The 20230-nt window shown below is 69.3% G+C and carries 17 protein-coding genes; 3 read left to right on the forward strand and 14 right to left on the reverse strand.

All coding sequences use genetic code 11. The features are described 5' to 3' along the window. Positions 1 to 14: 14 nt before the first annotated feature. A complete protein-coding gene (locus tag ACFWPK_RS11320; RefSeq protein WP_378914492.1) occupies positions 15 to 899 on the forward strand; it encodes an NAD(P)H-binding protein in 885 nt (294 codons plus the stop codon). Positions 900 to 956: 57 nt separating this feature from the next. Here the strand turns inward: ACFWPK_RS11320 and ACFWPK_RS11325 are convergent, their stop codons facing one another. The 11 genes from ACFWPK_RS11325 to ACFWPK_RS11375 all read right to left on the reverse strand — a co-directional run bounded on the left by ACFWPK_RS11325 (position 957) and on the right by ACFWPK_RS11375 (position 15586). Next, entirely contained in the window at positions 957 to 2969 is a 2013-nt protein-coding gene (locus ACFWPK_RS11325; RefSeq protein WP_378914493.1) for an SDR family oxidoreductase, read from the reverse strand. A 273-nt stretch (positions 2970 to 3242) separates the two neighbouring features. Next, the gene (locus ACFWPK_RS11330; RefSeq protein WP_378914494.1) at positions 3243 to 4355 is read right to left on the reverse strand and encodes a glycosyltransferase; all 1113 of its coding nucleotides are present in this window, start codon (positions 4353 to 4355) and stop codon (positions 3243 to 3245) included. Then, a complete protein-coding gene (locus ACFWPK_RS11335; protein WP_378914495.1) occupies positions 4352 to 5692 on the reverse strand; it encodes a glutamate-1-semialdehyde 2,1-aminomutase in 1341 nt (446 codons plus the stop codon). The genes ACFWPK_RS11330 and ACFWPK_RS11335 overlap by 4 nt, the downstream gene beginning before the upstream one ends. Continuing rightward, entirely contained in the window at positions 5689 to 7026 is a 1338-nt protein-coding gene (locus ACFWPK_RS11340) for a GNAT family N-acetyltransferase (protein ID WP_378914496.1), read from the reverse strand. Before ACFWPK_RS11340 ends, ACFWPK_RS11335 begins: the two co-directional genes overlap by 4 nt. Next, positions 7023 to 8381 (reverse strand): glycosyl hydrolase family 28-related protein, encoded by a 1359-nt coding sequence (locus tag ACFWPK_RS11345; RefSeq protein ID WP_378914497.1) that lies wholly within the window; start codon positions 8379 to 8381, stop codon positions 7023 to 7025. Before ACFWPK_RS11345 ends, ACFWPK_RS11340 begins: the two co-directional genes overlap by 4 nt. Next, on the reverse strand, positions 8378 to 9658 hold the full coding sequence (locus ACFWPK_RS11350) for a GNVR domain-containing protein (RefSeq protein ID WP_378914498.1): 1281 nt from the start codon (positions 9656 to 9658) through the stop codon (positions 8378 to 8380). Before ACFWPK_RS11350 ends, ACFWPK_RS11345 begins: the two co-directional genes overlap by 4 nt. After that, the gene (locus ACFWPK_RS11355) at positions 9649 to 10926 is read right to left on the reverse strand and encodes a hypothetical protein (RefSeq protein ID WP_378914499.1); all 1278 of its coding nucleotides are present in this window, start codon (positions 10924 to 10926) and stop codon (positions 9649 to 9651) included. Before ACFWPK_RS11355 ends, ACFWPK_RS11350 begins: the two co-directional genes overlap by 10 nt. A 65-nt stretch (positions 10927 to 10991) precedes the next feature. After that, entirely contained in the window at positions 10992 to 12008 is a 1017-nt protein-coding gene (locus tag ACFWPK_RS11360) for a glycosyltransferase (RefSeq protein ID WP_378914500.1), read from the reverse strand. After that, complete coding sequence (locus ACFWPK_RS11365; RefSeq protein WP_378914550.1) at positions 12005 to 13270, reverse strand: lipopolysaccharide biosynthesis protein; 1266 nt, start codon at positions 13268 to 13270, stop codon at positions 12005 to 12007. Before ACFWPK_RS11365 ends, ACFWPK_RS11360 begins: the two co-directional genes overlap by 4 nt. 121 nt (positions 13271 to 13391) lie before the next feature. Next, positions 13392 to 14528, reverse strand: a complete 1137-nt coding sequence (locus tag ACFWPK_RS11370) for a glycosyltransferase family 4 protein (protein WP_378914501.1) — start codon at positions 14526 to 14528, stop codon at positions 13392 to 13394. After that, positions 14528 to 15586, reverse strand: coding sequence for a glycosyltransferase family 4 protein (locus ACFWPK_RS11375; RefSeq protein WP_378914502.1), 1059 nt, complete (start codon positions 15584 to 15586; stop codon positions 14528 to 14530). The genes ACFWPK_RS11370 and ACFWPK_RS11375 overlap by 1 nt, the downstream gene beginning before the upstream one ends. A 220-nt stretch (positions 15587 to 15806) precedes the next feature. Here ACFWPK_RS11375 and ACFWPK_RS11380 point away from each other — a divergent pair, with 220 nt between their 5' ends. Further along, positions 15807 to 16643, forward strand: coding sequence for a glycosyltransferase family 2 protein (locus tag ACFWPK_RS11380; RefSeq protein ID WP_378914503.1), 837 nt, complete (start codon positions 15807 to 15809; stop codon positions 16641 to 16643). A gap of 65 nt (positions 16644 to 16708) precedes the next feature. Here ACFWPK_RS11380 and ACFWPK_RS11385 read toward each other — a convergent pair whose 3' ends face one another. Both ACFWPK_RS11385 and ACFWPK_RS11390 read right to left on the reverse strand, forming a co-directional pair. After that, positions 16709 to 17341: an MspA family porin gene (locus tag ACFWPK_RS11385; RefSeq protein ID WP_378914504.1), complete on the reverse strand. Its 633-nt coding sequence runs from the start codon at positions 17339 to 17341 to the stop codon at positions 16709 to 16711. Between the two features lie 209 nt (positions 17342 to 17550). Next, positions 17551 to 18639 carry a class I SAM-dependent methyltransferase gene (locus ACFWPK_RS11390; RefSeq protein WP_378914505.1) on the reverse strand — a complete coding sequence of 363 codons (1089 nt, stop codon included), beginning with the start codon at positions 18637 to 18639 and terminating at the stop codon, positions 17551 to 17553. Between the two features lie 14 nt (positions 18640 to 18653). On the opposite strand from ACFWPK_RS11390, the gene rfbC reads away from it, so the two are divergent. Next, on the forward strand, positions 18654 to 19217 hold the full coding sequence (gene rfbC, locus ACFWPK_RS11395) for a dTDP-4-dehydrorhamnose 3,5-epimerase (protein WP_378914506.1): 564 nt from the start codon (positions 18654 to 18656) through the stop codon (positions 19215 to 19217). On the opposite strand, the gene ACFWPK_RS11400 is transcribed toward rfbC, so the two are convergent. Beyond that, on the reverse strand, positions 19195 to 20229 hold the full coding sequence (locus ACFWPK_RS11400) for an NAD-dependent epimerase/dehydratase family protein (protein ID WP_378914551.1): 1035 nt from the start codon (positions 20227 to 20229) through the stop codon (positions 19195 to 19197). The genes rfbC and ACFWPK_RS11400 overlap by 23 nt on opposite strands. Between the last annotated feature and the right edge of the window lies 1 nt (position 20230).

The following is a 20230-nucleotide window of genomic DNA, read 5'->3' on the forward strand; positions in this document are numbered from 1 at the left end:
TCTAGCGTGGGGTTATGGAACTTCGAGAGGGCGCGAAGCGGGTTGTTGTCACTACGCCGGTTGGGCATGTGGGGGCTCGGGTGGTGCAGTTGTTGGTGCAGGCGGGTGTGCGGCCGACGGTGCTGATGCGCGATCCCGGGCGGCTCGATACTGCGATGCGTGGGTTCGTCGATGTCGTGCAGGTTGATCAGGCAGATTCGGATGCGGTGGTGCGGGCTACGGCGGGGGCCGATCGGTTGTTCTGGGTCGATCCGCCTGCGCTGGTGGATGGTGATCCGGTGGCGGGGTACGCGCGGATGGGAGCATCGGCGGCGCGTGCCGTGGTGGAGAACGGGATCGAGGCGACGGTGTTCGTCAGTAGTGGAGGTGCCGAGAAGCGGGGTGGGGCAGGGGAGATCGACGGGTTGGCGCGGACCGAGGAGTTACTCGACGACACCGGAGCGAATGTGTTGCACCTGCGGTGCGGCTACTTCTTCACCAACCTGCTGACCCAGCTCGACGAGATCCGGGCAGGCACACTGTCCACACCGTGGCCGCTGGACCATGCGATGGCGTGGGTGGACCCGCGCGACATCGGTGAGGTGGCCGCGGCCCGGCTCCTGTCGGACGCGTGGTCGGGGCGTGTCGTGCAGGCTGTGCACGGGCCGCAGGATCTGACATTCACCGAGGTTGCCGAGATCGTCGGTGGGCAGTTGGGGCATGAGGTCACCCCGATCCATCTCGCCGACAACGAGTTTCGGGAAGCGCTGCGATCGGCAGGCCTGGGGCAGGGGCAAATCGATGGCATCGCCGGTATGTCAGCGGGATTGAGTTCCGGTTTCGTCGCCGAGGACCCACGGACGGTGCTCACCACTACGCCGACAACCCTCGCGGCGTGGGCGAGCACCTACCTGCGGTGAGCAGAACCGGCCGGCCGCGACAACGAGCGTCGCGACCGGCCGGGTGTCAGCGTTAGGTCACCAGTGCACGCCGGGAAGCACCCGGCTCATGCGGGCCGCCGAATTGGGCATCACCATCAGCGGTGCGAGGACCGGGCCGAGCACAGTGAGGGCGTTGCGTGTCGGCTCGGCAGGTTCAGCTGTCACCTGCTTCACCGACTTGCCTTGTGCCGCAGTGGATTCACCGAAGAAGCGGAAGCCGGTGTGCAGGATTGTGCGCTTGAGTGACGGCAGGAACATCTCGACCGCCTGGGCGAAGGTGCCCACGGGGGTGTCGATGCGGTCGGGGCGTTCCAGCAGTGCACGGACCACGATGTCGGCTGCGCGTTCAGGGTCGGGCAGCGGCAGCGATCGGTAGAGCTCGGTCGGAGCGATCATCGGCGTACGGACCAGCGGCATTCGGATGGACGTGAAAGTTACTCCGTCGCCTCGGTTTTCGACCGCGGCGATATCGCTGAAGTTGTCCAGTGCGGACTTGCTCGCCGCGTAGGCGGCGAAGCGGGGGACCTTGGTCTGCACGGCGATGGACGAGATGTTGACGATATGGCCGAAGTGGCGTTCGCGCATCGACGGGAGCAACCCCAGGATGAGGCGCACGGCACCGAAGTAGTTGACCGCCATGGTGCGTTCGAAGTCGTGCATACGATCCACGGAATTGGCGACCGAGCGGCGGATGGAGCGGCCCGCGTTGTTGATCAGGTAGTCGACATGGTGGTGTTCGGTCAGCACGGTCTTCACCAGGAGGTCGACGGCCTCCGCGTCGGTGATGTCGCAGGGGTAGGCGAAGGCGGTGCCGCCCTCCGCACGCACCGATTCCACTGCGGCCGTGAGGTCTTCGACGCCACGGGCGATCATCAGCACGATCGCGCCCCGGCGGGCGACGGTGTGCGCGGTGGCCAGGCCGATGCCAGAGGAAGCCCCGGTGATCAGCACCGTGCGCCCCGAGAGCGGCTGCGCGTCGGCGGCGATACGGCCGCGGTGCGGGTCCAGGTCGGTGCGCCAGAAATCCCAGAGGCGGTCCGCGTAGGTGTCGAACGCGGGCACGGTGAGCCCGGGCAGTTGCGCCTGGGTGGAATCGGAGACGAACTCGGCGGTGAAACCGACATGCGGCGCGACCTCGGCCGGGATGCCCGCCTGCTCGAACAGGAAATCGCGCACCGCGTTGGCGCCGGGAACGTGGCCGAGCCCGTTCAGCGCACGTGCGCTGCCGGGCACGGTGCCGATGCCGACGGGACCGCCCGCGGCGGTGGCCAGCGCACGGTAGATCTCCCCGAACGGCTGCGGTCGCGGGTTGACCAGGTGGAACGTGCGCCCGTCGAGTCCATCGCGCCGGACCAGCCGGACCATCGCCTCGGAGACGTAATCGACCGGCACCACATTGGTCGCGCCCAGATCGGGCAGCGGCAACGGCAGCTCGGACGGCAGGGTGGCCAGCGTCGAGATGGCGGAGAAGAAGTAGTAGGGGCCGTCGATCTTGTCCATCGCGCCGGTGCGTGAATCACCGACCACGATCGCCGGGCGATAGACCCGCCAGCGCACGTCGGTCGCCTCGCGAACGAGCTTCTCCGCCGCGAACTTGGTGCGGTGATACGGCGAGGTCAGGTTCTGGCCGAGGTCGAAGTCCTCCTCGAAGAACTTGCCGCGGTGATCGCCCGCCACGGCCACCGACGACACATGGTGCAGGGTGGCATCGAGGCCGCGGGCCAGCTCGATCACCGAGCGAGTGCCCGCGACATTGGCCGCGTGGGCGGTCTCCTCGTCGGCGGTCATGTCGTAGACCGCGCCGAGGTGCAGGACGTGATCGGCGCGCGGCGCACCGTCGCCGAGACCGAGGCCCTCGGCGGTCAGGTCGCCGACCAGCGCGAACACGCGGTCGCTGTCGGGATGTTGCGCATTGTGCGCGGTGAACTTGGTCAGCGACTCGGCGCGCACCAGCACGTGCACGATCGCGGTGGGGTCGGCTGCGAGCAGCCCCCGCACCACACGCCGACCCAGAAATCCGGTACCGCCAGTCACGATGTAGGAAACCATCGCCCCTCCTGAAAATCTCGAAACACAGTGTCATGCAACAGTGATCGGCATGCGGCGGTGGATGCGAAATCAACGGTTGAGGTCCAGCAGCTGAGTGCTGGAGAGAAACCGGGCACATCGTCGTCTCGGCTACGCCTACCGTACTCGCCAGTAACCTAGGCGGGCAAGCGAATGGCGTGGCATCACCGTGTGGGAATTGTCACCTGTCATCGCAGGTCAAAGGGTATGTGTGACAGATACTTTCAGTAACCGGAAGTTTCAGGCAACTTGTCGCTACCGCCGAGGCTGGTCCGCCAGGACGTCGCGGACGGTGCTCGCGATCCTGGCGCGGAACACCTCGGGAGCGAAGGTGTTGGCGTGTTCGCGGATCTTCGCGGGATCGTAGGCCGCCGACTGAAACTCGCGCATGCGGTCGGCCAGCGCCGCGACGACGTCGTCATCGGATCCGGCCGGGACGTACTCGCCGGTGACACCGGGGCGCACCGTGTCGAGGGCACCGCCGGTACCGACCGCGAGCACCGGGGTGCCGCAGGCCATCGCCTCCACCGGGACGATGCCGAAATCCTCGATACCCGGCATCAGCAGGGCCTGGCAGCGCCGGTACATGTCCTGCAGCAGCTCGCCCGAGGTGGCGCCGAGGAAGGTCGTCTCCGATCCGGCGATCTCGTCGAGCTGGGCGCGGAACCGGCCGTCGCCGAGGACGACCAGGCGAACGCCCGCCCGTTGCGCGGCGCGAATGGCGAGGTCGGCGCGCTTGTACGGCACCAGCCTGCCCGCGCACAGGAAGAAGTCCTCGCGCTCCACCGTCGGGTCGGGGGTGAAACGGCTGACCTGCACGGGCGGGTTGACGACCGAGGCGGGCAGACCCCACCAGTCGGTGACCCGCTCGGCGACCGCGTGCGAGTTGGCGATGACGTGCGTCAGCCGCGGCGCGGCGCGCAGTTCGCCGCGTCGGGCCAGGGTGCCCAGCGCGCCGAGCGCGAGTTGACCGACGCGGCCACCGGCCTCCTGCGCACGGAACTCGCGATCCCAGGCCCAGCGGGCGGGGGAGTGCACGTAGGCGACGACAGGCGCGTCGGTGGCCAGGGCGGCCTGGGTGGCGAAGGCGTGATGGCTGACCACGACGACATCGAAGTCGCGCAACGGCAGTCGACGCAGCGCGCGGGGGACCAGCGGGAGCAACGGGGCGTGCCTGCCGCCGGTGTAGGTGTGCGCCTTGCTGAGCCAGGTGTCGTGCACGGTGCGCACGGGTTCGCGCAAGCCGCCGGGCGCGACGATCGGCGCGAAAACCTCGGCATCGGGCCAGGTTTCGACGAATTCGCCGACGACGGCCTCGGAGCCGCCGAACTCGGTGAAGCGTTCGTGGACGATGGCGACACGGGTCATCGCAGGGTGCTCGCTTCGATCTGTCGGGGCGCCGCGGTGCGACGCAGTGCGGGGGCGACGGGACGGCCGCGCAGCAGTCCGTCCACGGTGCCGCGCTCGATCGCGCGGCGATAGATCTCGGCGGCCTCGGCGCACGCGGCGATCGTCGCGGTGATCGTGTCCGGGTCGTGGGCGGCGGAGGTGACGAACGACTGGCCGAGTACGCCACGGACCAGCAGTTCCTGGAGGAACAACGTTCGAAATGCCTGCGAGGGTACGCCTTCGGCGTCCATGGTCCGGTAGACGAGGCAGGACGGCCGCCCGCGTACCTGGAGGAAATCGGCGATGCCGAGGTCGGCGGCGATCGTGTTCACACCGTCGGCGAGTGTGCGGCCCGCCTGTTCCATTCGCCCGACCGGGTCCTCGGTGCGGTAGGCGCGCACCACCGCCCGGAACGCGGCCAGCGCGGACGTTTCCGGGCCGTGCGTGGTCGAGAGCAGGAATACCCGCTCCTGATCGGTGCGCAGCCCGCCCCGCTCCATGTACTCGCGCTTGCCCGCGAGCGCGGAGATCGGGAAGCCGTTGCCCATCGCCTTGCCCCAGCACGACAGATCGGGTGTCACGCCGTAGACGGCTTGGGCACCGCCCGCCGACCAGCGGAAGCCGGTGATCATCTCGTCGAACACGAGCAGCGTGCCGTACCGATCACACAGTGCGCGAACGCCTTCCAGGTAGCCGGGCAGTGGCTCTGCCATGGCGGTCGCGGCCTCCATGAAGACCGCCGCCACCGAGCCGTCGGCCAGTGTCGCCGCGAGGGCGTCGAGATCGTTGTACGCGAACTTCACGGTGTCGACGGCGGGGATGCCGCCCGCCATCTCGGTGGTGCCGATGAACCAGTCGTCGACGGAGAAGAACGGCTGATCGCAGACAGCGATGGTGGTGCGGGCGGTCACCGCCCTGGCCAGGCGGACCGCGGCGGTGGTGGCATCGGAGCCGTTCTTGGCGAATTTCACCATGTCGGCACCGGGCACGAGCGAGAGGAAGTCCTGTGCGGCAAGCAGTTCCAGCTCGGTGGGCCTGCTGAAGCCGACACCGTCGGCGATGGCCGCCGACACCGCGGCGAGCACGGGGGCGTAGCCGTGGCCGAGAGTTACCGCGCGCAGGCCCATCCCGTACTCGACGTAGCGATTGCCGTCGGCATCCCAGACGTGAGCGCCGTTGCCGCGCACCAGGATCGGCGCCATCGACTCGGGGTACTGGTCGGCGCCGCGGGCATAGGTGTGCGCGCCGCCGGGAACGAGGTCGTGCAAGCGCGCTTGCAGCGCGTTGCTGCGGTCGAAGCCGTGGTGGGCTGTCATGGGTGTTCCCCTCCGGTGCCGGATACGCACGCCGCGGTGGTGCGGGCGGTGCTGAATGCCCACAGCTCGTGATCGGTGAGTTCGCCGTCGGCACCGCGTAAGTAGTGCATGGTGCCCTCGTGGCGCAGACCGGCATCGAGAGCGATCGCCGCACCCGCGTGGTCGGCGGACGGTACGGCCAGTGCCACTCGCCAGATGCCCAGCCGCTCGCCGGCATGCGTGATCAGCAGACGCAACGCGCTGACCGCGATCTCCGGGGGAGCCTCCGGTGAAACCCACACGGCCGCACGGACATTGCGATCGAACATGTCCAGGTCGAAGAGTCGGCACTCGCCGACGTACCGGCCGGCTTCCTCGATGACGAAGACGGCGCCGTGCTTGCCGCGAATCCCCATTCGAGACGATGCCCTGGCCCGCCACCACTCCCGCCGAGTGTGCAGCCGGGTCCAGTCCTCGGGCCGCGCCGTCGGCGCGAGCAGCGGCCTGGCGCGGATCCGCGCGGCGCGGCGGTGCCTGAAATCGCCTGCGCGCCAGTGTCGTAACGTCATCGAACCGTGCTTGGCCGGGGCCGTGCCTGCGGTAGCGGCGCATAACGGGTCGGCGATGTGTCGCATCCTGCCGAGGCAGTAGCGTGTCCGGGCCCGCAGAATCGTGTGCCTCGATATCGTGGCGCCGGTCGCCGAGTCGGGATGGTCGGGCGGGCTCTCGGCCGTGGGGTGCGCCGCGAGATAGCCGTCCAGCCAGTCCGCGGCGAACCCGCCCTCGGGTATCCGATCGCTGGTGACCGACCACAGTTCATGGTCGACGCGGCCGCTCCCGACGTCGAAGTACCCGGCCATGACCGCTTCCATCGTCCAGCGCTGCCGGACCGCGCGCCGTGCACCGGCATTGGTGACGGCGATCGGCGCGGTGATCCGCTCCAGGCCGACGGTGCCGAACCCGAAGTCCAGCAGCAGCGACCCGGCGAGCCCGCCCGCACCGCGACGGGCGACCTCGGCGTCGACCCACACACTGAGCTCGGCGGCACCGGAGTCGATACCGACCAGCTCGAGCTGCCCGGCGAACCTGCCGTCGATCTCGAGCACGGTGCTCACCCGTCGACCCGCCCTGGCTTCGGCTCGGGCAGTGAGGCATTCACGCACCCAGCGGGTCGCGGTGTGCCGCTGCTCCCAGGTCAACGGGGAACGAAACCAGAACGGTTCGAGACAGTCGCGATCCCGCAGACGAATCCGCTGCCACTCGGCGAAATCGCCGAATGCCGGTGGGCGCAGCCGAACCGTGACCCCGTGCAGGCGCACCGGTCCCAGCGTCACCGAGGCATAGGACGACGTCATCGTCGCGGCCGTTGCGTGCCCATGGCCACGGTGCGCAACGCGCCGTCGGTACCGACGGCCAGCCGCCAGTAGCCACCCGCGGGATCCTTGAGCACGAGTCCCGCCTCGGCGTGGTCGGATAGCCAAGCGCCGCTGGACAATACGGCCGAGCGGACCGCGCCGTCGTTGCCCTGCGCCTGGAACAGATCGGCGTCACCGTGCCCGGCGCGGGTGATGACGGTGCCGGTGAACCGCGAGGTGCGCATCCCGCTGCGCCCGATCACCTGCCACCCGTCGGGGAACACTCCGGCCCGCAGGTCGTCGGCGGTGCCGGAGATGAGGTTGATCGCGGTGCCCTCGGCGCAGTCGGTGGGGTCGATGCGCAATTCGACGGCGGGGCGATCGGATTCCTGATCGAAGACCACATTCGCCAGATACGGCTGCCTGCAATACGCGAGATCGATCCCGACCGAGCGGGCCGCCACCTTGCAATTGACCATGCCGAACTGGGCGGGTCCGCCCTTACCGCGTGTCCCGACCGAGACCGCGATATCGGCGCCCTCGAACCAGATATTGGTGAGCCACCAGTCGTTGGCCGCGCCGTCGACCATGAGGTGGCGATCGGTGGTGCGCGGATCGCGATCGGAGACGAATTCCACGTTGGTCAGCGCCAAGCCGGCATTGTGGTCGTTGCCGGTGCCGAGCACGCCGACGTAATTGCTCGTGAATTTCGACGAGGTGACGTAGTTCTGGATGCACTGCGTTTCCAGCCCGACCCCGAAATTGTTGATATCGCAGTTGATGAACGCGGTGCCACCGGTATTGCGATCCAGCACGACGCCACGCTGGGCGAGGAAGCGAGGATGGTTGTCGCTGAGGTGATTTCCCCGGATCACGACACCGTCGAACGAACAGCGGAAGCATTCCGACAGCACGAAACCGGTGGCGCGCGGCCCCGTGAGATAGAAACCGATGCGGGAGAACCGCACCCGGCTGCGCTTCTCCAAGCGGATCAGCGTGACATCTTCCTCGCAGAACACGACGCTGGAGTCCCCGCCGTCACCGAGAACCGTTGCGTAGTCCGGCATTTCAGGCCACGACCGGACGCGATAGGTGCCCGCCGGGAAATACAGCACCACCGGTCGGTCCCTGGCGGCCGCGGCCGCCGCGATGGCAGCCGTATCGTCGGCCTTGCCGTCGCCGACCGCCCCGAAATCGCGGACGTTGCGGGCCGCGGGCGTATCGCTGACGTGCGGTGACCGGAACTCGGCGCTCGGTTCCGGGTCGGCGGCACACGCCGCGGCCAATGGCAGCACCGCCGCCGCGCCGAAGGTGGCCGCGAGTAGCCGCCGCCGCCCCACTGATTCCTCGTTCACAGTGGCAGCCGTTCCAGGAAACGGGCCAGAGGAGCAGACGGTCTGCTGTACACCACCGCTCCGGTGAGTTTCGCGGCGCCGAGAGTCGCGAGCGCGCCGCGCAAGCCGGGCCCGGACAGCGCACCGAGTTCGACGATGCCGACGGTCGCGTCGCACAGCGGTGCCACGCCGATCGCGTCCGCGGCGACGGTCACCGGTGCGGTCTCCACGATGACATGGTCGAATCGCGACGTCAGGTCGGTGAGCAGGTCGGCGAACCGCGCCGACACGAGCAGGTCAGGGGTCTGCTGATCGGCCGCACCGAGCGGCAGGAACGCGATCCCGGTCTCCGACCACGGCGTCAGCGCCTTGGCGATGGGCAGGGTGGCGCGCAGCACGGCGGCAAGCCCCGGGCTGTCGCTGGTGATGAACTCGGTGCTGCCGCCGCCACTGGTGTCGGCGTCGACGAGCACCACGTGCTGTCCGCTGTCGGACAGCGAACGCGCGAGTGCCATCGCCACATCCGGCTCCGACCGCGGCGACAGACTTGTCAGCTGCACGGACTTGGCGGGGTCGTGCTGCAGCAACCGGCTGCGCAACCGCCGCGTCTCACCCGCGGCACCGGGCTTGCCCGCCTCGATCACACCGAGCACCGGAACGGGCAGCGCGGACGCCACGGCATCCGGGGTGCGCAGCGAACGGTCGGTGCGCTCGCGCAGCAGCGCCGCGCCGCCACCGAGGGCGAGACCGGCGATCAGACCCAGCAGCACGATCCGGCTCGGCGGCGGTTCCAGCGGGGTGCTCGGCACCTGCGCCCGGTCGACCACGGCGACCCGGGCGGCCGGTGCCGCGTCGCGCTGGATGGACTCGAGCTCGTCGACGAGCTTGCGGAACTGGGCCACCGCGGCATCGGTGAGATCGCGGGCGCCGGTCGGCGTCGAATCCTGCACCGAGATCACGATCACCGAGGTGGCGGGCGGGGAACTGGCAGTGATCCGCGCGCGCATCTCCTCCGGCGTGACCTTCAATCCACGCTCGTCGACCACACGGGCCGCGACCGTCGTCGAGGCGGCAAGATCGAGATAGGACCGCACGCGCTGCTGCGCGGCCAGGCCACCCTGATACGAGTCGTTGACCGAGGTGCCTGTCGCCATCGACACATACATCGAACTCGACGCCGCATAGGTGCTCGGCAGTGTTTGCGCGTAAGCCCACGCGGCGGCCGTGCACACCAGCACGACACCCACGATCAACAGCCATCGCTGTCGTACGATGCGCCAGATATCGATCAAACCCATCGCTGGGACTCCATTTCCCCTGATACCACACATGATTCGGTGCGCCGGAACTCCTCGACGACCAGATACACCAGCCACGCCAGCACGGCGGTCTGCACGAATTTGCCGAGATTCTCCATGCTGCCGAGAATCCCGCGCTCGAACAGTGTCGAGGCGCCGGTGATCGCCAAGCCGAGCACGATCACCGGAAACCACCGCGAATACAGCGAAAACGACCACGCCAGCAGGAGCGCGAAGGTGAACACCGCGCACACGACGACCCCGGTGTAACCGCCGAGCACATAGCCCTCGTTGAAATTTCCCTCGGCGAGCGAGACCGTCACGGTGCTCATATCCACCGAGGCGCCGCGCACCTCGTTCGCCCACGCCGTCCCGGACTGGAACTTCTCCAGCCCGAGCAGCGGCGCCGGGATGAGGCTCAGGCTCGCGTGCTGGGCCACCTCGGTCGGTGTCAGCCAGCCGCCGGGACCGTAGAACAGTGCGTCGGTGGCGGCTTCGAGCAGATCGAACCGGCGCAGGATGCTCAAGAACGGTTGCACGGTCTCCGGGTAGATCGCATCGACCGAGGCCGCATCGCGGGCCGCGGTGCCGGTGGACTTGAACGACTGCAACCAGCCGAAGCCGATCACCCCGATCACACCGATGCCCGCGACACCGAGGGCGGTACGCCGATTCCAGCCCATCATCGAGAACCGGATGGCCAGTGCCAGCGCGGCGCCCAGGATCGGGGTCTTGGACTGCACCACCGACGACCACCACAGCTCACCGGCCAGCAGACCGCCGAGGATGACGGCGGTGCGGCGCGGGTCGGGTGGTCGCAGGAAGATGATCAGGCCGATCGCGGCGATCGAGGCCGGTACGGCGAGGAACGCCAGCAGCGGGTTGGCGCTGTCGACCTCACCCGCGGTGCCCGCCGAACCGGACGCGGTGCCCGCCGCGCGCCCGAGCATGCCGAGCACGTACAGCGCGACCAGCGCGGGCACGAAATCCGGATCGTCGAGGGCGGCGGCGCGGCGCAGCGGCCTGCGGTGCGCCCAGATCGCATAGGCGACAACCAGCGCCGCGTACACCCACAGCCCGAACACGACATGCTGCAACGCCAGCGCGATCCCGCGGTCGTAGCCGAGATCGGCCAGACGCGGATCGGGCACGTTGTCACCGAAGTGCGGTTCGGGCCGCACCGCGAGCAGCACCAGCGGTCGCGCCACATACGACAGCGACCAGAACACGGCCTGCGCGATGAGGAAGACCCGGGCGACGCCGGGCACCCACAGGGCAGCGACCGCGATGACGAGCAGCGCGGCCGCGACGGCGGCGACAGTGGCAGAACCGGTCAGGACCTGACCTCCTGCGCCAGCGCGACGATCTCGCGCGCCCGATCCACATAGCGGTGCCCGTCGGCCACGACGCGGCGGTGCCCGGCGGCGGCCACCGCGGCGACCTTGTCGGGTTCGGCCGCGCACCGGTCGAGGATGTCGTGGAGTTCGCCGGTGTCGGAGAACAGGAAGCACTCGGTGGTGTCGTCGAGCAGTTCGGCGTGCTCGTCGGTGCGTTCACCGACGAAAAGTCCACCGGCAGCGGGCACTTCGAACGTGCGGCACGTGTGGGTGTCGCGGTTGTCGGAGTTCAGCAGCACCAGGTTCGCGCCGACCTGGGCCACCGCGGCCGAGTACCGGGCGCCGTAGACAGCCCCGCCCACATGGGCACCGGTGGCGCGCAGTTCGGGAACCCGGCGCCAGCCCGGCCCACGCACCAGCATGCGCTCGCCGTAGCGCCCGGCCAGTTCGACCATCGCGGCACGGCGGTCGGGACGGCACACACCGATGAAGCCGACCAGATAGTCACGTCCGTCGCGGCGGGCGGTGGGGTGATGCCAGGCCGGATCGTAGGCGCTGCGAACGAAACCGACGGCCCGGGCACCGCGCGCCCGCAACTCGGGCACATTGTGACGCTTGGTGGTGACCACGAGATCCCACTCGGCCTCGTGCGCGAGGTAGGAGGAGGTGAGATTTTCCGGGTTCGCCACATCGTCGGCGCTGTAATGCACATGCAGCGCGGCAGGCAGATCGAGCAATCTGCGCTGGTCGAGATGGATTCCCTTGAACACGAACACCATATCGGGATCGAAGGCCTCAGCGCTACGTTCGATTCGCTCGTGTAATGCGCGCACCTGCCACGGCGCCCGCTCCGCGCGTGCTTTGGCGTAGATCCAGGGCGGCGACAAACGGGTCGGCAGGGTGATCGCGGTCGAGTCGACGACGAGCACATCGTGGCCCGCCTGGCGGAAACCGTCGGCCAGCGAGCGGGCATTGCTGCCGATCCAGTCGTCGCCGACGAAGAGGATTTTCATGCGGAGTGGTCCTTGTTACGCCGGTCGCGCAGGACGAGCATCCTGACCCGCGCGAGATACCAGGCAGCGACGGTGTATTCGACCAGCACGCTGCCGTAGACGAGGGTGTGTACCGAGTGGGTGCGGAAGGTCAGCCCGAGCGCGCAGGCCGCGATCACCGTGCCGATCACGGCGCCGGCGAGCACACCGAAGGTGTCCTGGCGGACCGGCAGGATCGCGGTGGTGACGAACGAGGTGACGGTGGTGGCGGGCAGGATCAGGATCTCGATCCGCAGCAGTGATGTCGCGCCGAGGAATTCGGTGCCGAAGATCACCTCGATCAGGAACGGGGCCGTTACCCACACCAGGGCACTCACCAGCGCGGCCAGCGCGACACAGGCCGCGAGCACCCGCACGCTGTCACGCCAGAAGTTGCCGTCGGTGCTGCGTCGCGCCATGCGCGGCAGCAGGGCGAAACCGATGGGGTCGAGCAGCGATTGCAGGGCGCGAACGAGGCGATCGCCCGCGGAGTACAGGCCCAGGGCGGCCGCGTTCAGCACCACCGAATAGATCGCGGCGGCGCCCTGGCCGTAGGTGGTGATCAGCAAGCGGGAGGCGAAAACCGGCGCGCCCGTGCGCAGCAGTTCGCCGACATCGCGCGGCCGCGACGGCCTGCCGTAGCGCCGGGACGTATCGATCCAGGTGGCCACGACCGTCGGTACCGACGACACCAGCAGGCACAGCACCGCGACCTGCGCACTCGGCATGCGCGGCAGGACGCCGACCAGCAGGGCGAGGTAGCCCAGCCGCCCGATGCCCTGATAGACCGTGGACGCGCCGAAACGGCCCTGGCCGATCAGCAGCCAGTCCTCCGACATCGACCAGAACCCGCCCGCGAACAGGCCGAGCAGGATCATCTGCACCGGTTCGGGTACACCGAACACCAGGCCGGCACCGAGTGCCAGCCCGAGTATCAGCAGCAGGCTCAGCCGCACGGCGAGGTAGTCGCCGCGCAACTGGTTGATGGCCGCGAACCGTGTCCCGGCGCCGTGGTCGTCCTCGGCGTCGGGCACGCGCGCGGCCATGAACGAGGTGATGCCGAGATCGACGATCAGCGAGCCGATGAAATAGGCCGACATCGCCATCGCGAGCAGCCCGAGACCGTGCGCGCCGAGTACCCGGGCGATCAGCGGCACCGTGATGAAGGTGACGAGATACTGCCCGTACTTGCCGAAGCTGACGAACCCGATGTCGCGCAGGACGGCCAGCGGGCTGGACTTGATGTGCTTGCCGGCGCCGGATCCGTGTTCGTCGTCGGGTCGTCGATGCGGGCCGGTTTCGCGGGGGACCGCCTGTACGTGCGGGAAGACGTCGGTGGTGACGGTGGCCAGGTAGCGATCGTGCTCAGTCACCGCGGGTCACCATGGTGTCGAGGAAGTCGGCGACCGTACGGGCACTCGTGTGGATGTCGAAGTCGCGCGCGCGGTCGCGGCCCGCGATGGCGAGGCGGGCACGGGCGGCGGGGTCGTGGAGCAGGGTTTCCAGCGCGGCGGTGAGGGCGGCGACGTCGCCACCGGGTACGAGCAGGCCGTCGACTCCGGTGTGGATGATCTCGGCGGGTCCGCCCGGTGTCGCGGCGACCACCGCGCAGCCCGCGGCCATGCCCTCGACGACGACCTGCCCGAAGGGCTCCGGCAGGACCGAGCAGTGCACGAGAATGTCCGCGGCGGTGAGATATTCGGCGGGGTCGTCGACATGGCCGGTGAATTCGGCGGCCACACCCAGCTCGGCCGCGAGCTTTTCCAGCTGTGCGCGATACGGTTCCTCGCCGAAGAACGTGCCGCCCACCAGGATCACCCTCCCGGGCCGCACCCGCAGCGCGGCGATCGCGCGCAGGAAGACGTCATGGCCTTTCCACGGACTGAGCCTGCCGACTACGACGACAACGGCCTCCGTGGCCGGGCGGGTACGCGGATCCGCTTGTATCGCAGGCAGTTCGACACCCGGATAGGCGATCGTGGTAGCCGGTCCGGTGGGCAGGGTGGCAGCGGTCGCGCGGCTGTTGGCGAGCTGTCCGCGGCACACGAGCCGGGCAAGCACGCGGATCGCCAGGGCGGGAAGCTTGCCGAAGTAGTCGGGGGAGACGCGGTCGTGGACCTGCCACACCAGGGGAACGCGCGCGCGGCGGGCAGCGACAGCGCCGAGGACCAGTGCCTTGGTGCTTTCGGCGACGACCACATCGGCGCGGGTCTCGCCGACGGCCGCACCGACGGCCCAGCCCAACCGCAGCAGGGCGATGAAGCCGGTGATCAGTCCGAGCACCCCGGTACCGATGCGCATGGCGCGGGAGTCGAATTGTCCCGATACCACCCGGGTTTCGATGTCGCGTGCCCGCATCCGGGCCACCATCGGTCCGTCCTCGGTGTAGATCATGGTGACCTGATAGCGGCCGGTGGCGCGCAAGGCGTCGAGCAGCCGCAGGGTGGCGAGCTCGGCGCCGGACGGTGCCGCGGTATGCGCGAGGAAGACAGCCCGGGTCATCACAGTGCCCGATACAGGGCAGCGTGCCGGTCCGCGGCGATGTCCCAGGTGAAGGTCTCCGCGTGCGCGCGGCAGGCGGCCGGGTCGGGGACCGTGCCGTCGAGGGCGGCGACGAGCCGGGCGGCGAGCGCGTCCGGCTCGCCCGCGGGGACGACGAGGGTGGGGTCGAGGCCCCGCACGGCGTCGGGCAATCCGCCACAGTCGGTGACGATCGGCGCCCGGCCCGCGGCCAGGGACTCGAGGGCGATCAGGCCGAAGCCCTCCAGCGCGACCGTCGGAACAACAGAGACAGTGGCTTCGGCGTAGAGCTCGCTGAGCCGGTCGTCGCTGACCCGGCCGATGAACTCGACGCTGCCCGCGAGCCGCGCAGCCTCGGCGCGCAGATCCGCTTCGGCGGTACCGGTGCCGACGACGACGAGCCGAGCGTCGGGATGCGCGGCCGATACCCGCGGCCAGGCCCGCAGCAGCACATCGATGCCCATGCGCCGCTCGAGCCTGCGCACGCACAGCACGGTCCGCGTCGTGGCGGTGGTGTCGAGCGGCGCCGCGCGGAATCGGTCGAGGTCGACACCGGGCGGAATGATCGAGATCCGGTCGGCGGGCACGTGATAGTCGCGTTCGAGCACGTCACGGAAATGGCCCGACAGCACGATGAATCGGTCGGCGCCGCGGTAGCGCAGTCGTTCGAACAGGTATTTGGCCCGCACGGCACGGGCCGATTCGCCCGCCATCGCGCTCTCCTGTGCCCACGGCCCGTGGAAGTGAACCACCAGCGGCAGCTTCGCCGTCGCGGTCCGGGCGAGCGGGCCGTACAGGCAGAAGTGCCGGTCAAGGACGGTGCCGGGGGTCAGCTCGGCGCGTGCGAGCAGCGCGGTGCGGGTGCGGTGCAGTGTCGAACCGCCCGTCGGCCCCCACGATCGGGCGCCCGCGTCGTCGGCGTCGCCGAACGCCGACGCGGTCACCACCATCTCCGGCTGCCGCGCGAGTGCTCGATACAGATCGGTGAAATAGCGGTTGAGTCCGCCCGGCGTGGCACCGAACCATTCCGATCCGGTCATGTGCACACCAACCATTGCGGTCGCAGTCGTCAACCTCCGCACCCTTCATCATGTGTCCCGCGAAGTGCATCCCGACCGGCGAATTCGCTATCAGCCCACAGTCTAGGGGAGCAACCACGTTCGGGCCTACCGGGCGGCAGGCGGTACGGGGGTGGGGTAGATTCGTCACGGGGATGGCGGGGGTGCAACAGGGCATACCCCGATGACAGGGAGTACGACGATGGTTTCCGCGTTGACGGTGTGTGTGCCTGCCTACGACGCCGAGCGGACGCTCGCGGTGACCCTGGAGTCGGTGCTCGCCGAGGACGCCGACTTCGAGCTGCTCGTCCTCGACAACGCCAGCGCCGACCGCACCGGCGAGATCGCCCGCTCCACCGGCGATCCCCGGGTGCGGGTGCTGCGCAACGAGTCGGTGCTGCCGATCGGGGCCAACTGGGATCGGGTGATCCGTGCCGCGTCCGGTGATCTGGTGAAAGTGGTGTGCGCCGACGACATCCTGCGCCCCGGCGCGCTGACCGAGCAGTGGGCGTTGATGGCCGACTCGTCGGTCGCGATCTGCGCGGGACGTTTCGATGTGATCGACGAGCAGGGCGGTTTGCTCGAGACCGATCTCGGTCTGCCCGGCCTGCTCGGCCGCCGCACGCCACGGGAACTGGCCAAGGTCATCGTGCGTCGCGGTCCGGCCGAGTTCGGGCCGACGGCCGCGGCGATGTTCCGGCTGGCCGACTACCGGCGCGTCGGCGGCCTGCGTCCCGACCTGGTGTTCCCGATGGATGTCGACCTCTTCGCACGCGTCGCCACCGGCGGTCACTTCGTCGGGATGGAACGAATCGTGGCCGCCTGGCGCAATTCCTCGTTCAACCTGTGCAGTCGCACCACCACCAGGTCGAAGCTCACCGACATGTACCGCTTCCACCATCGGCTCGTCGTCGACCACCCCGAATTGGTGACGCGCGCGGATGTTCTCACCGGTGACCTGCGCCTGGTCGGCCAGATCATGGAGCGGGTCAGGGTGCGGACGCTGGGTGCGGTGGGCGCGGTGCGCCCGGGCGAGTGAGGTAGCACCGAGACCTTCGGTGGCCCATGGCCCCGGCGAGTGCGTGCCCGCCGGGGCGACGAGGATCAGATGGAGAAGGTCTTGCCGTAGGTGACGACGGTGTCGCCGCCGGAACCGACGATCTTCACGAACGGGCGGACATTGGTCCGGCCGAGCACCCCCGTGACGGTGCCGTGGAAACCCGAAAGGCGAAGTACGCCTTCGGCTCCAGAGATCTCCCCACCGGCGACCTCGACCTCCTGGATGCCGGGGCCGAAGCCGACGGCGAGTTCGATGCCCGCGCGCGGGATGAGGCCGTCGAGCGTGGCGCTCGGGTCGGAGCCGATCTCGACGCTCAAGCCCGGGGTCGACCACTCGAACTTGATTCTGCCGTCCAGGGTGGCGGGGTAGCCGACCTGGTAGCCGATCGTGATGCGGCCGGACCAGGCTTCGGCCTCGGGGCCGGTGACCAGGTAGGAGGCCGCGCCGCTGTGGAACCACTCACGGGTGAGCGGATTGCCGTCGAGCGGTGCGACGAAGTCGATCCGGGTGTCGGACTGGATTGCCTCGACGGTGCGGTTCTTGCCGTCGAGAACGATACTGCTGCTGTCGATTCCGGCAGCGGCGGAGCCTGCCCCCATCGCGAGACCGACAGCGATGGCCGACGCCATCGCCGCGATCCGGAGCGCACGCGGTGCGAGCACGGTGATTCCCCTCATCAGATTTCTCCCCTGGATGTTCGCCCGCCGAACGTGCGTTCGACGCCACTTCCCCCTGCGATCCGGGCACCGGCCACCGCGACACTGCGAAGGTCCAGCAGTGACCGGAGCTCGATCATGGTGCGGCGCTGGGTGATCCGAGTATCCCACGCGATCCGATCATGTGCTGATCGACATATGGTCGGCTATGCCACAGCCTCGGCAGGCGACTATCGCCGGCGTGGGCCCGCCGGGTCGTCGATCATCCACCGGCCCTCGAGTTCGGGCAGTCCGGCGCTCACTTCGGCGAGCAGGTCCGGCAGCGTCAACAGCACGAGGTCGGGCTCGGCGGCGACCAGTTCGGCGGGGGAGATGATGGGTACATCGGTGCCCGGCATCCGGCGGCCCTGTTTGCCGGGCGAGGCGTCGGCGACACCGGCGAGCAGGCCGCGGTGCGCGCCTGCCATGCTCAGCAGGGCTACCGCCCGCGACGCGGCGCCGTAGGCGAAGACCCGATGTCGTTGTGCGGCAGCCTCTTCCAGCCAGCCACGCAGGGCGCGGACATGGCGGTCGACCGTCTGCTGTAGCTCGGCCGCCGAGCTCAGCGCCTCGGCTTCCCTCGCGAGAAGTTCTTCGACCAGGGCGTCCGGAGCGTGGTCGCCGTGGCGAACCGCGAGGAGCACGGTGCCACCGTAGAGATCGAACTCCCAAGCGGTGACCACGCTCATTCCCGCCGCCCCGAGCAGAGTGCGCAGGGTCGACATCGAGTAGTACGCGAAGTGCCCGTGCCGCAACGCATTCCACTGCCCCTGCGCGACGATGGCGGCCAGGGAGTGGTACTGCACGAGCAGGACACCGTCGGGAGCCGTCGCGGCGGCCCGTGCCGCGAAAGCCGCCCGCTGATCGGGTTCGTGCATGATGCCGAAGCAGTCGAGCACCACATCGGCCGGTCCGCCGGTGGTTTCGGTGAAGCCGTGCGCGGCGAGCAGGGGCAGCCAGGTGCCGCCGTGCGGGCTGCCGAATTCGGTCACCGTCGAACCGCGCAGCAGTCCGGCGGCGTGCACCAGACGCACCGCCGCGGCGGCCTGCTCGCGCAGGGCCAGCGGTTCGATGCCGCGGGGTTCGGCTGTGACGGTGTCGTCGTCGGCGAGTTGGGCAAGCCCGCATGCCGCGCACTGGTCCATCCGCAACGGATGGCCGCATTCGGTGTCGGCGACCGGAATGTCACGTGGCGGAAAGTGGTCCGCCGCCGGGACCGAGCCCAGGTCGAGAAGGGGAGTGAGCGCGGTCTTCGCGCAGCCGCGGCATCGGCGGGTCATGGCAGGATGTCCTCGTGCGTATCGAGCGGACCGAATTGGCTGACGTGGTGGTTCTCGTTCCCGAACCGTTCCGCGACGATCGCGGGTTGTTCACCCGCACCTTCGACGCGAACGAGTTCGACGCCCATCTCGGGGTGCCGGGCGCGGCGGCGGCCTTCGTGCAGGATTCGCAGTCGCGGTCGGTGCGCGGGGTGATCCGCGGCATGCACGGACGCGGCGGGCGAGGCGAGGCCAAGCTGGTGCGCTGCGCGCACGGCGCCGTCCACGACGTCCTCGTCGACATCCGCCCCGGCTCGCCGACTTTCGGTGCGCGCCAAGCATTTCGGCTCGACGACGAGCAGTTCCATCACCTGTACGTGCCGCCGGGGTTCCTGCACGGATTCCAGGCGCTCACCGAGATCGCCGATGTCTGCTACCGCATCGACCGTCCGCACGATCCCGCCGAGGACCTCGGGGTCGCCTACGACGACCCCGAGCTGGCCATCGACTGGCCGCTGCCCGTCGGCCCGGTCTCCGCGCGAGACGCGGGAGCCGGGAGCTGGCCCGCGCTGCTGGCTACGCTGACGCCGACGCACTGATCCGGCGCAGCTGTGCGTCGAGCACCCCGGAATCGCACAGGCCCTGCAGATGCGGCAGCCGGGTGAACCGGCGGAAGAACGCGTCCGAGGTGAGCCCACGCGCGGTGTACTCGGTGAACAGCTCGGCCGCACCCGCGGGCACCGTCCACTGTGCCTCGAACCCGAGAACCGCACGCGCGTAAGAGAAGTCGACCCGGTAGGACCGTGGGTCCGCGCCGCTCTCGCCGGTGATCAGCAATCGTGAGCCGGGCACCGCGTCGACCACCGAGGCGGCGATCTCGGCGACGGTCAGGTTGTTGACCTCGGTGCCGATATTGAACGCCCGGCACGAGACGTCGGCGGCGGGCGCGGTGAGGCAGGTGGCGAACGCGGCGGCGATGTCGGCGGCGTGTACCAGGGGGCGCCACGGGGTGCCGTCGGAGAGCACCTTCACCTCACCGGTGAGCACCGCGTAGCCGACCAGATTGTTGAGCACGATATCGGCCCGCAGTCGTGGCGAGAAGCCGAAAGCCGTTGCGTTGCGCAGGAACGCCGGGACGAAGCCGTCGTCGGCGAGGGCGGCCACGTCGTCTTCGACGCGCACCTTGCTCTCGGCATACGGGGTGATCGGGCGCAGCGGGGCGTCCTCGGTGACGAGGTCGGCACCGGCGGCACCGTAGACCGAGCAGGTCGACGCGTAGAGGAACCGGGAGACCCCGGCCTCTTTGGCGAGGCGGGCCAGGCGCACCGACGCGTGATGGTTGATGTCGTAGGTGATCTCCGGCGCCAGGGCACCGAGGGGATCGTTGGACAACGCGGCAAGGTGGATCACCGCGTCGAAGCCACGCAGCTGCTCGACGGTCACCTCCCGCAGGTCCACCGCCAGACCTTCGGGGTCACCGGCGAATTCGCCGAGCAGGCAGTCGGCGAAGTAGCCGATGTCCAGACCGGTGACCTGGTGGCCCGCCGCCCGCAGCACCGGCACCATCACGGTGCCGAGATAGCCCTGGTGCCCGGTGACCAGTACCCGCATG

It is taken from the genome of Nocardia sp. NPDC058519, from assembly GCF_042719755.1.
Lineage (GTDB): Bacteria > Actinomycetota > Actinomycetes > Mycobacteriales > Mycobacteriaceae > Nocardia.

Excerpts from the sequence above, each read along its gene's own strand:
- ACFWPK_RS11320 (WP_378914492.1), top strand. The coding sequence starts at position 15 with ATGGAACTTCGAGAGGGCGCGAAGCGGGTTGTTGTCACTACGCCGGTT.
- ACFWPK_RS11325 (WP_378914493.1), bottom strand. The coding sequence starts at position 2,969 with ATGGTTTCCTACATCGTGACTGGCGGTACCGGATTTCTGGGTCGGCGT.
- ACFWPK_RS11330 (WP_378914494.1), bottom strand. The coding sequence starts at position 4,355 with ATGACCCGTGTCGCCATCGTCCACGAACGCTTCACCGAGTTCGGCGGC.
- ACFWPK_RS11335 (WP_378914495.1), bottom strand. The coding sequence starts at position 5,692 with ATGACAGCCCACCACGGCTTCGACCGCAGCAACGCGCTGCAAGCGCGC.
- ACFWPK_RS11340 (WP_378914496.1), bottom strand. The coding sequence starts at position 7,026 with ATGACGTCGTCCTATGCCTCGGTGACGCTGGGACCGGTGCGCCTGCAC.
- ACFWPK_RS11350 (WP_378914498.1), bottom strand. The coding sequence starts at position 9,658 with ATGGGTTTGATCGATATCTGGCGCATCGTACGACAGCGATGGCTGTTG.
- ACFWPK_RS11360 (WP_378914500.1), bottom strand. The coding sequence starts at position 12,008 with ATGAAAATCCTCTTCGTCGGCGACGACTGGATCGGCAGCAATGCCCGC.
- ACFWPK_RS11370 (WP_378914501.1), bottom strand. The coding sequence starts at position 14,528 with ATGACCCGGGCTGTCTTCCTCGCGCATACCGCGGCACCGTCCGGCGCC.
- ACFWPK_RS11375 (WP_378914502.1), bottom strand. The coding sequence starts at position 15,586 with ATGACCGGATCGGAATGGTTCGGTGCCACGCCGGGCGGACTCAACCGC.
- ACFWPK_RS11380 (WP_378914503.1), top strand. The coding sequence starts at position 15,807 with ATGGTTTCCGCGTTGACGGTGTGTGTGCCTGCCTACGACGCCGAGCGG.
- ACFWPK_RS11385 (WP_378914504.1), bottom strand. The coding sequence starts at position 17,341 with ATGAGGGGAATCACCGTGCTCGCACCGCGTGCGCTCCGGATCGCGGCG.
- ACFWPK_RS11390 (WP_378914505.1), bottom strand. The coding sequence starts at position 18,639 with ATGACCCGCCGATGCCGCGGCTGCGCGAAGACCGCGCTCACTCCCCTT.
- ACFWPK_RS11400 (WP_378914551.1), bottom strand. The coding sequence starts at position 20,229 with ATGCGGGTACTGGTCACCGGGCACCAGGGCTATCTCGGCACCGTGATG.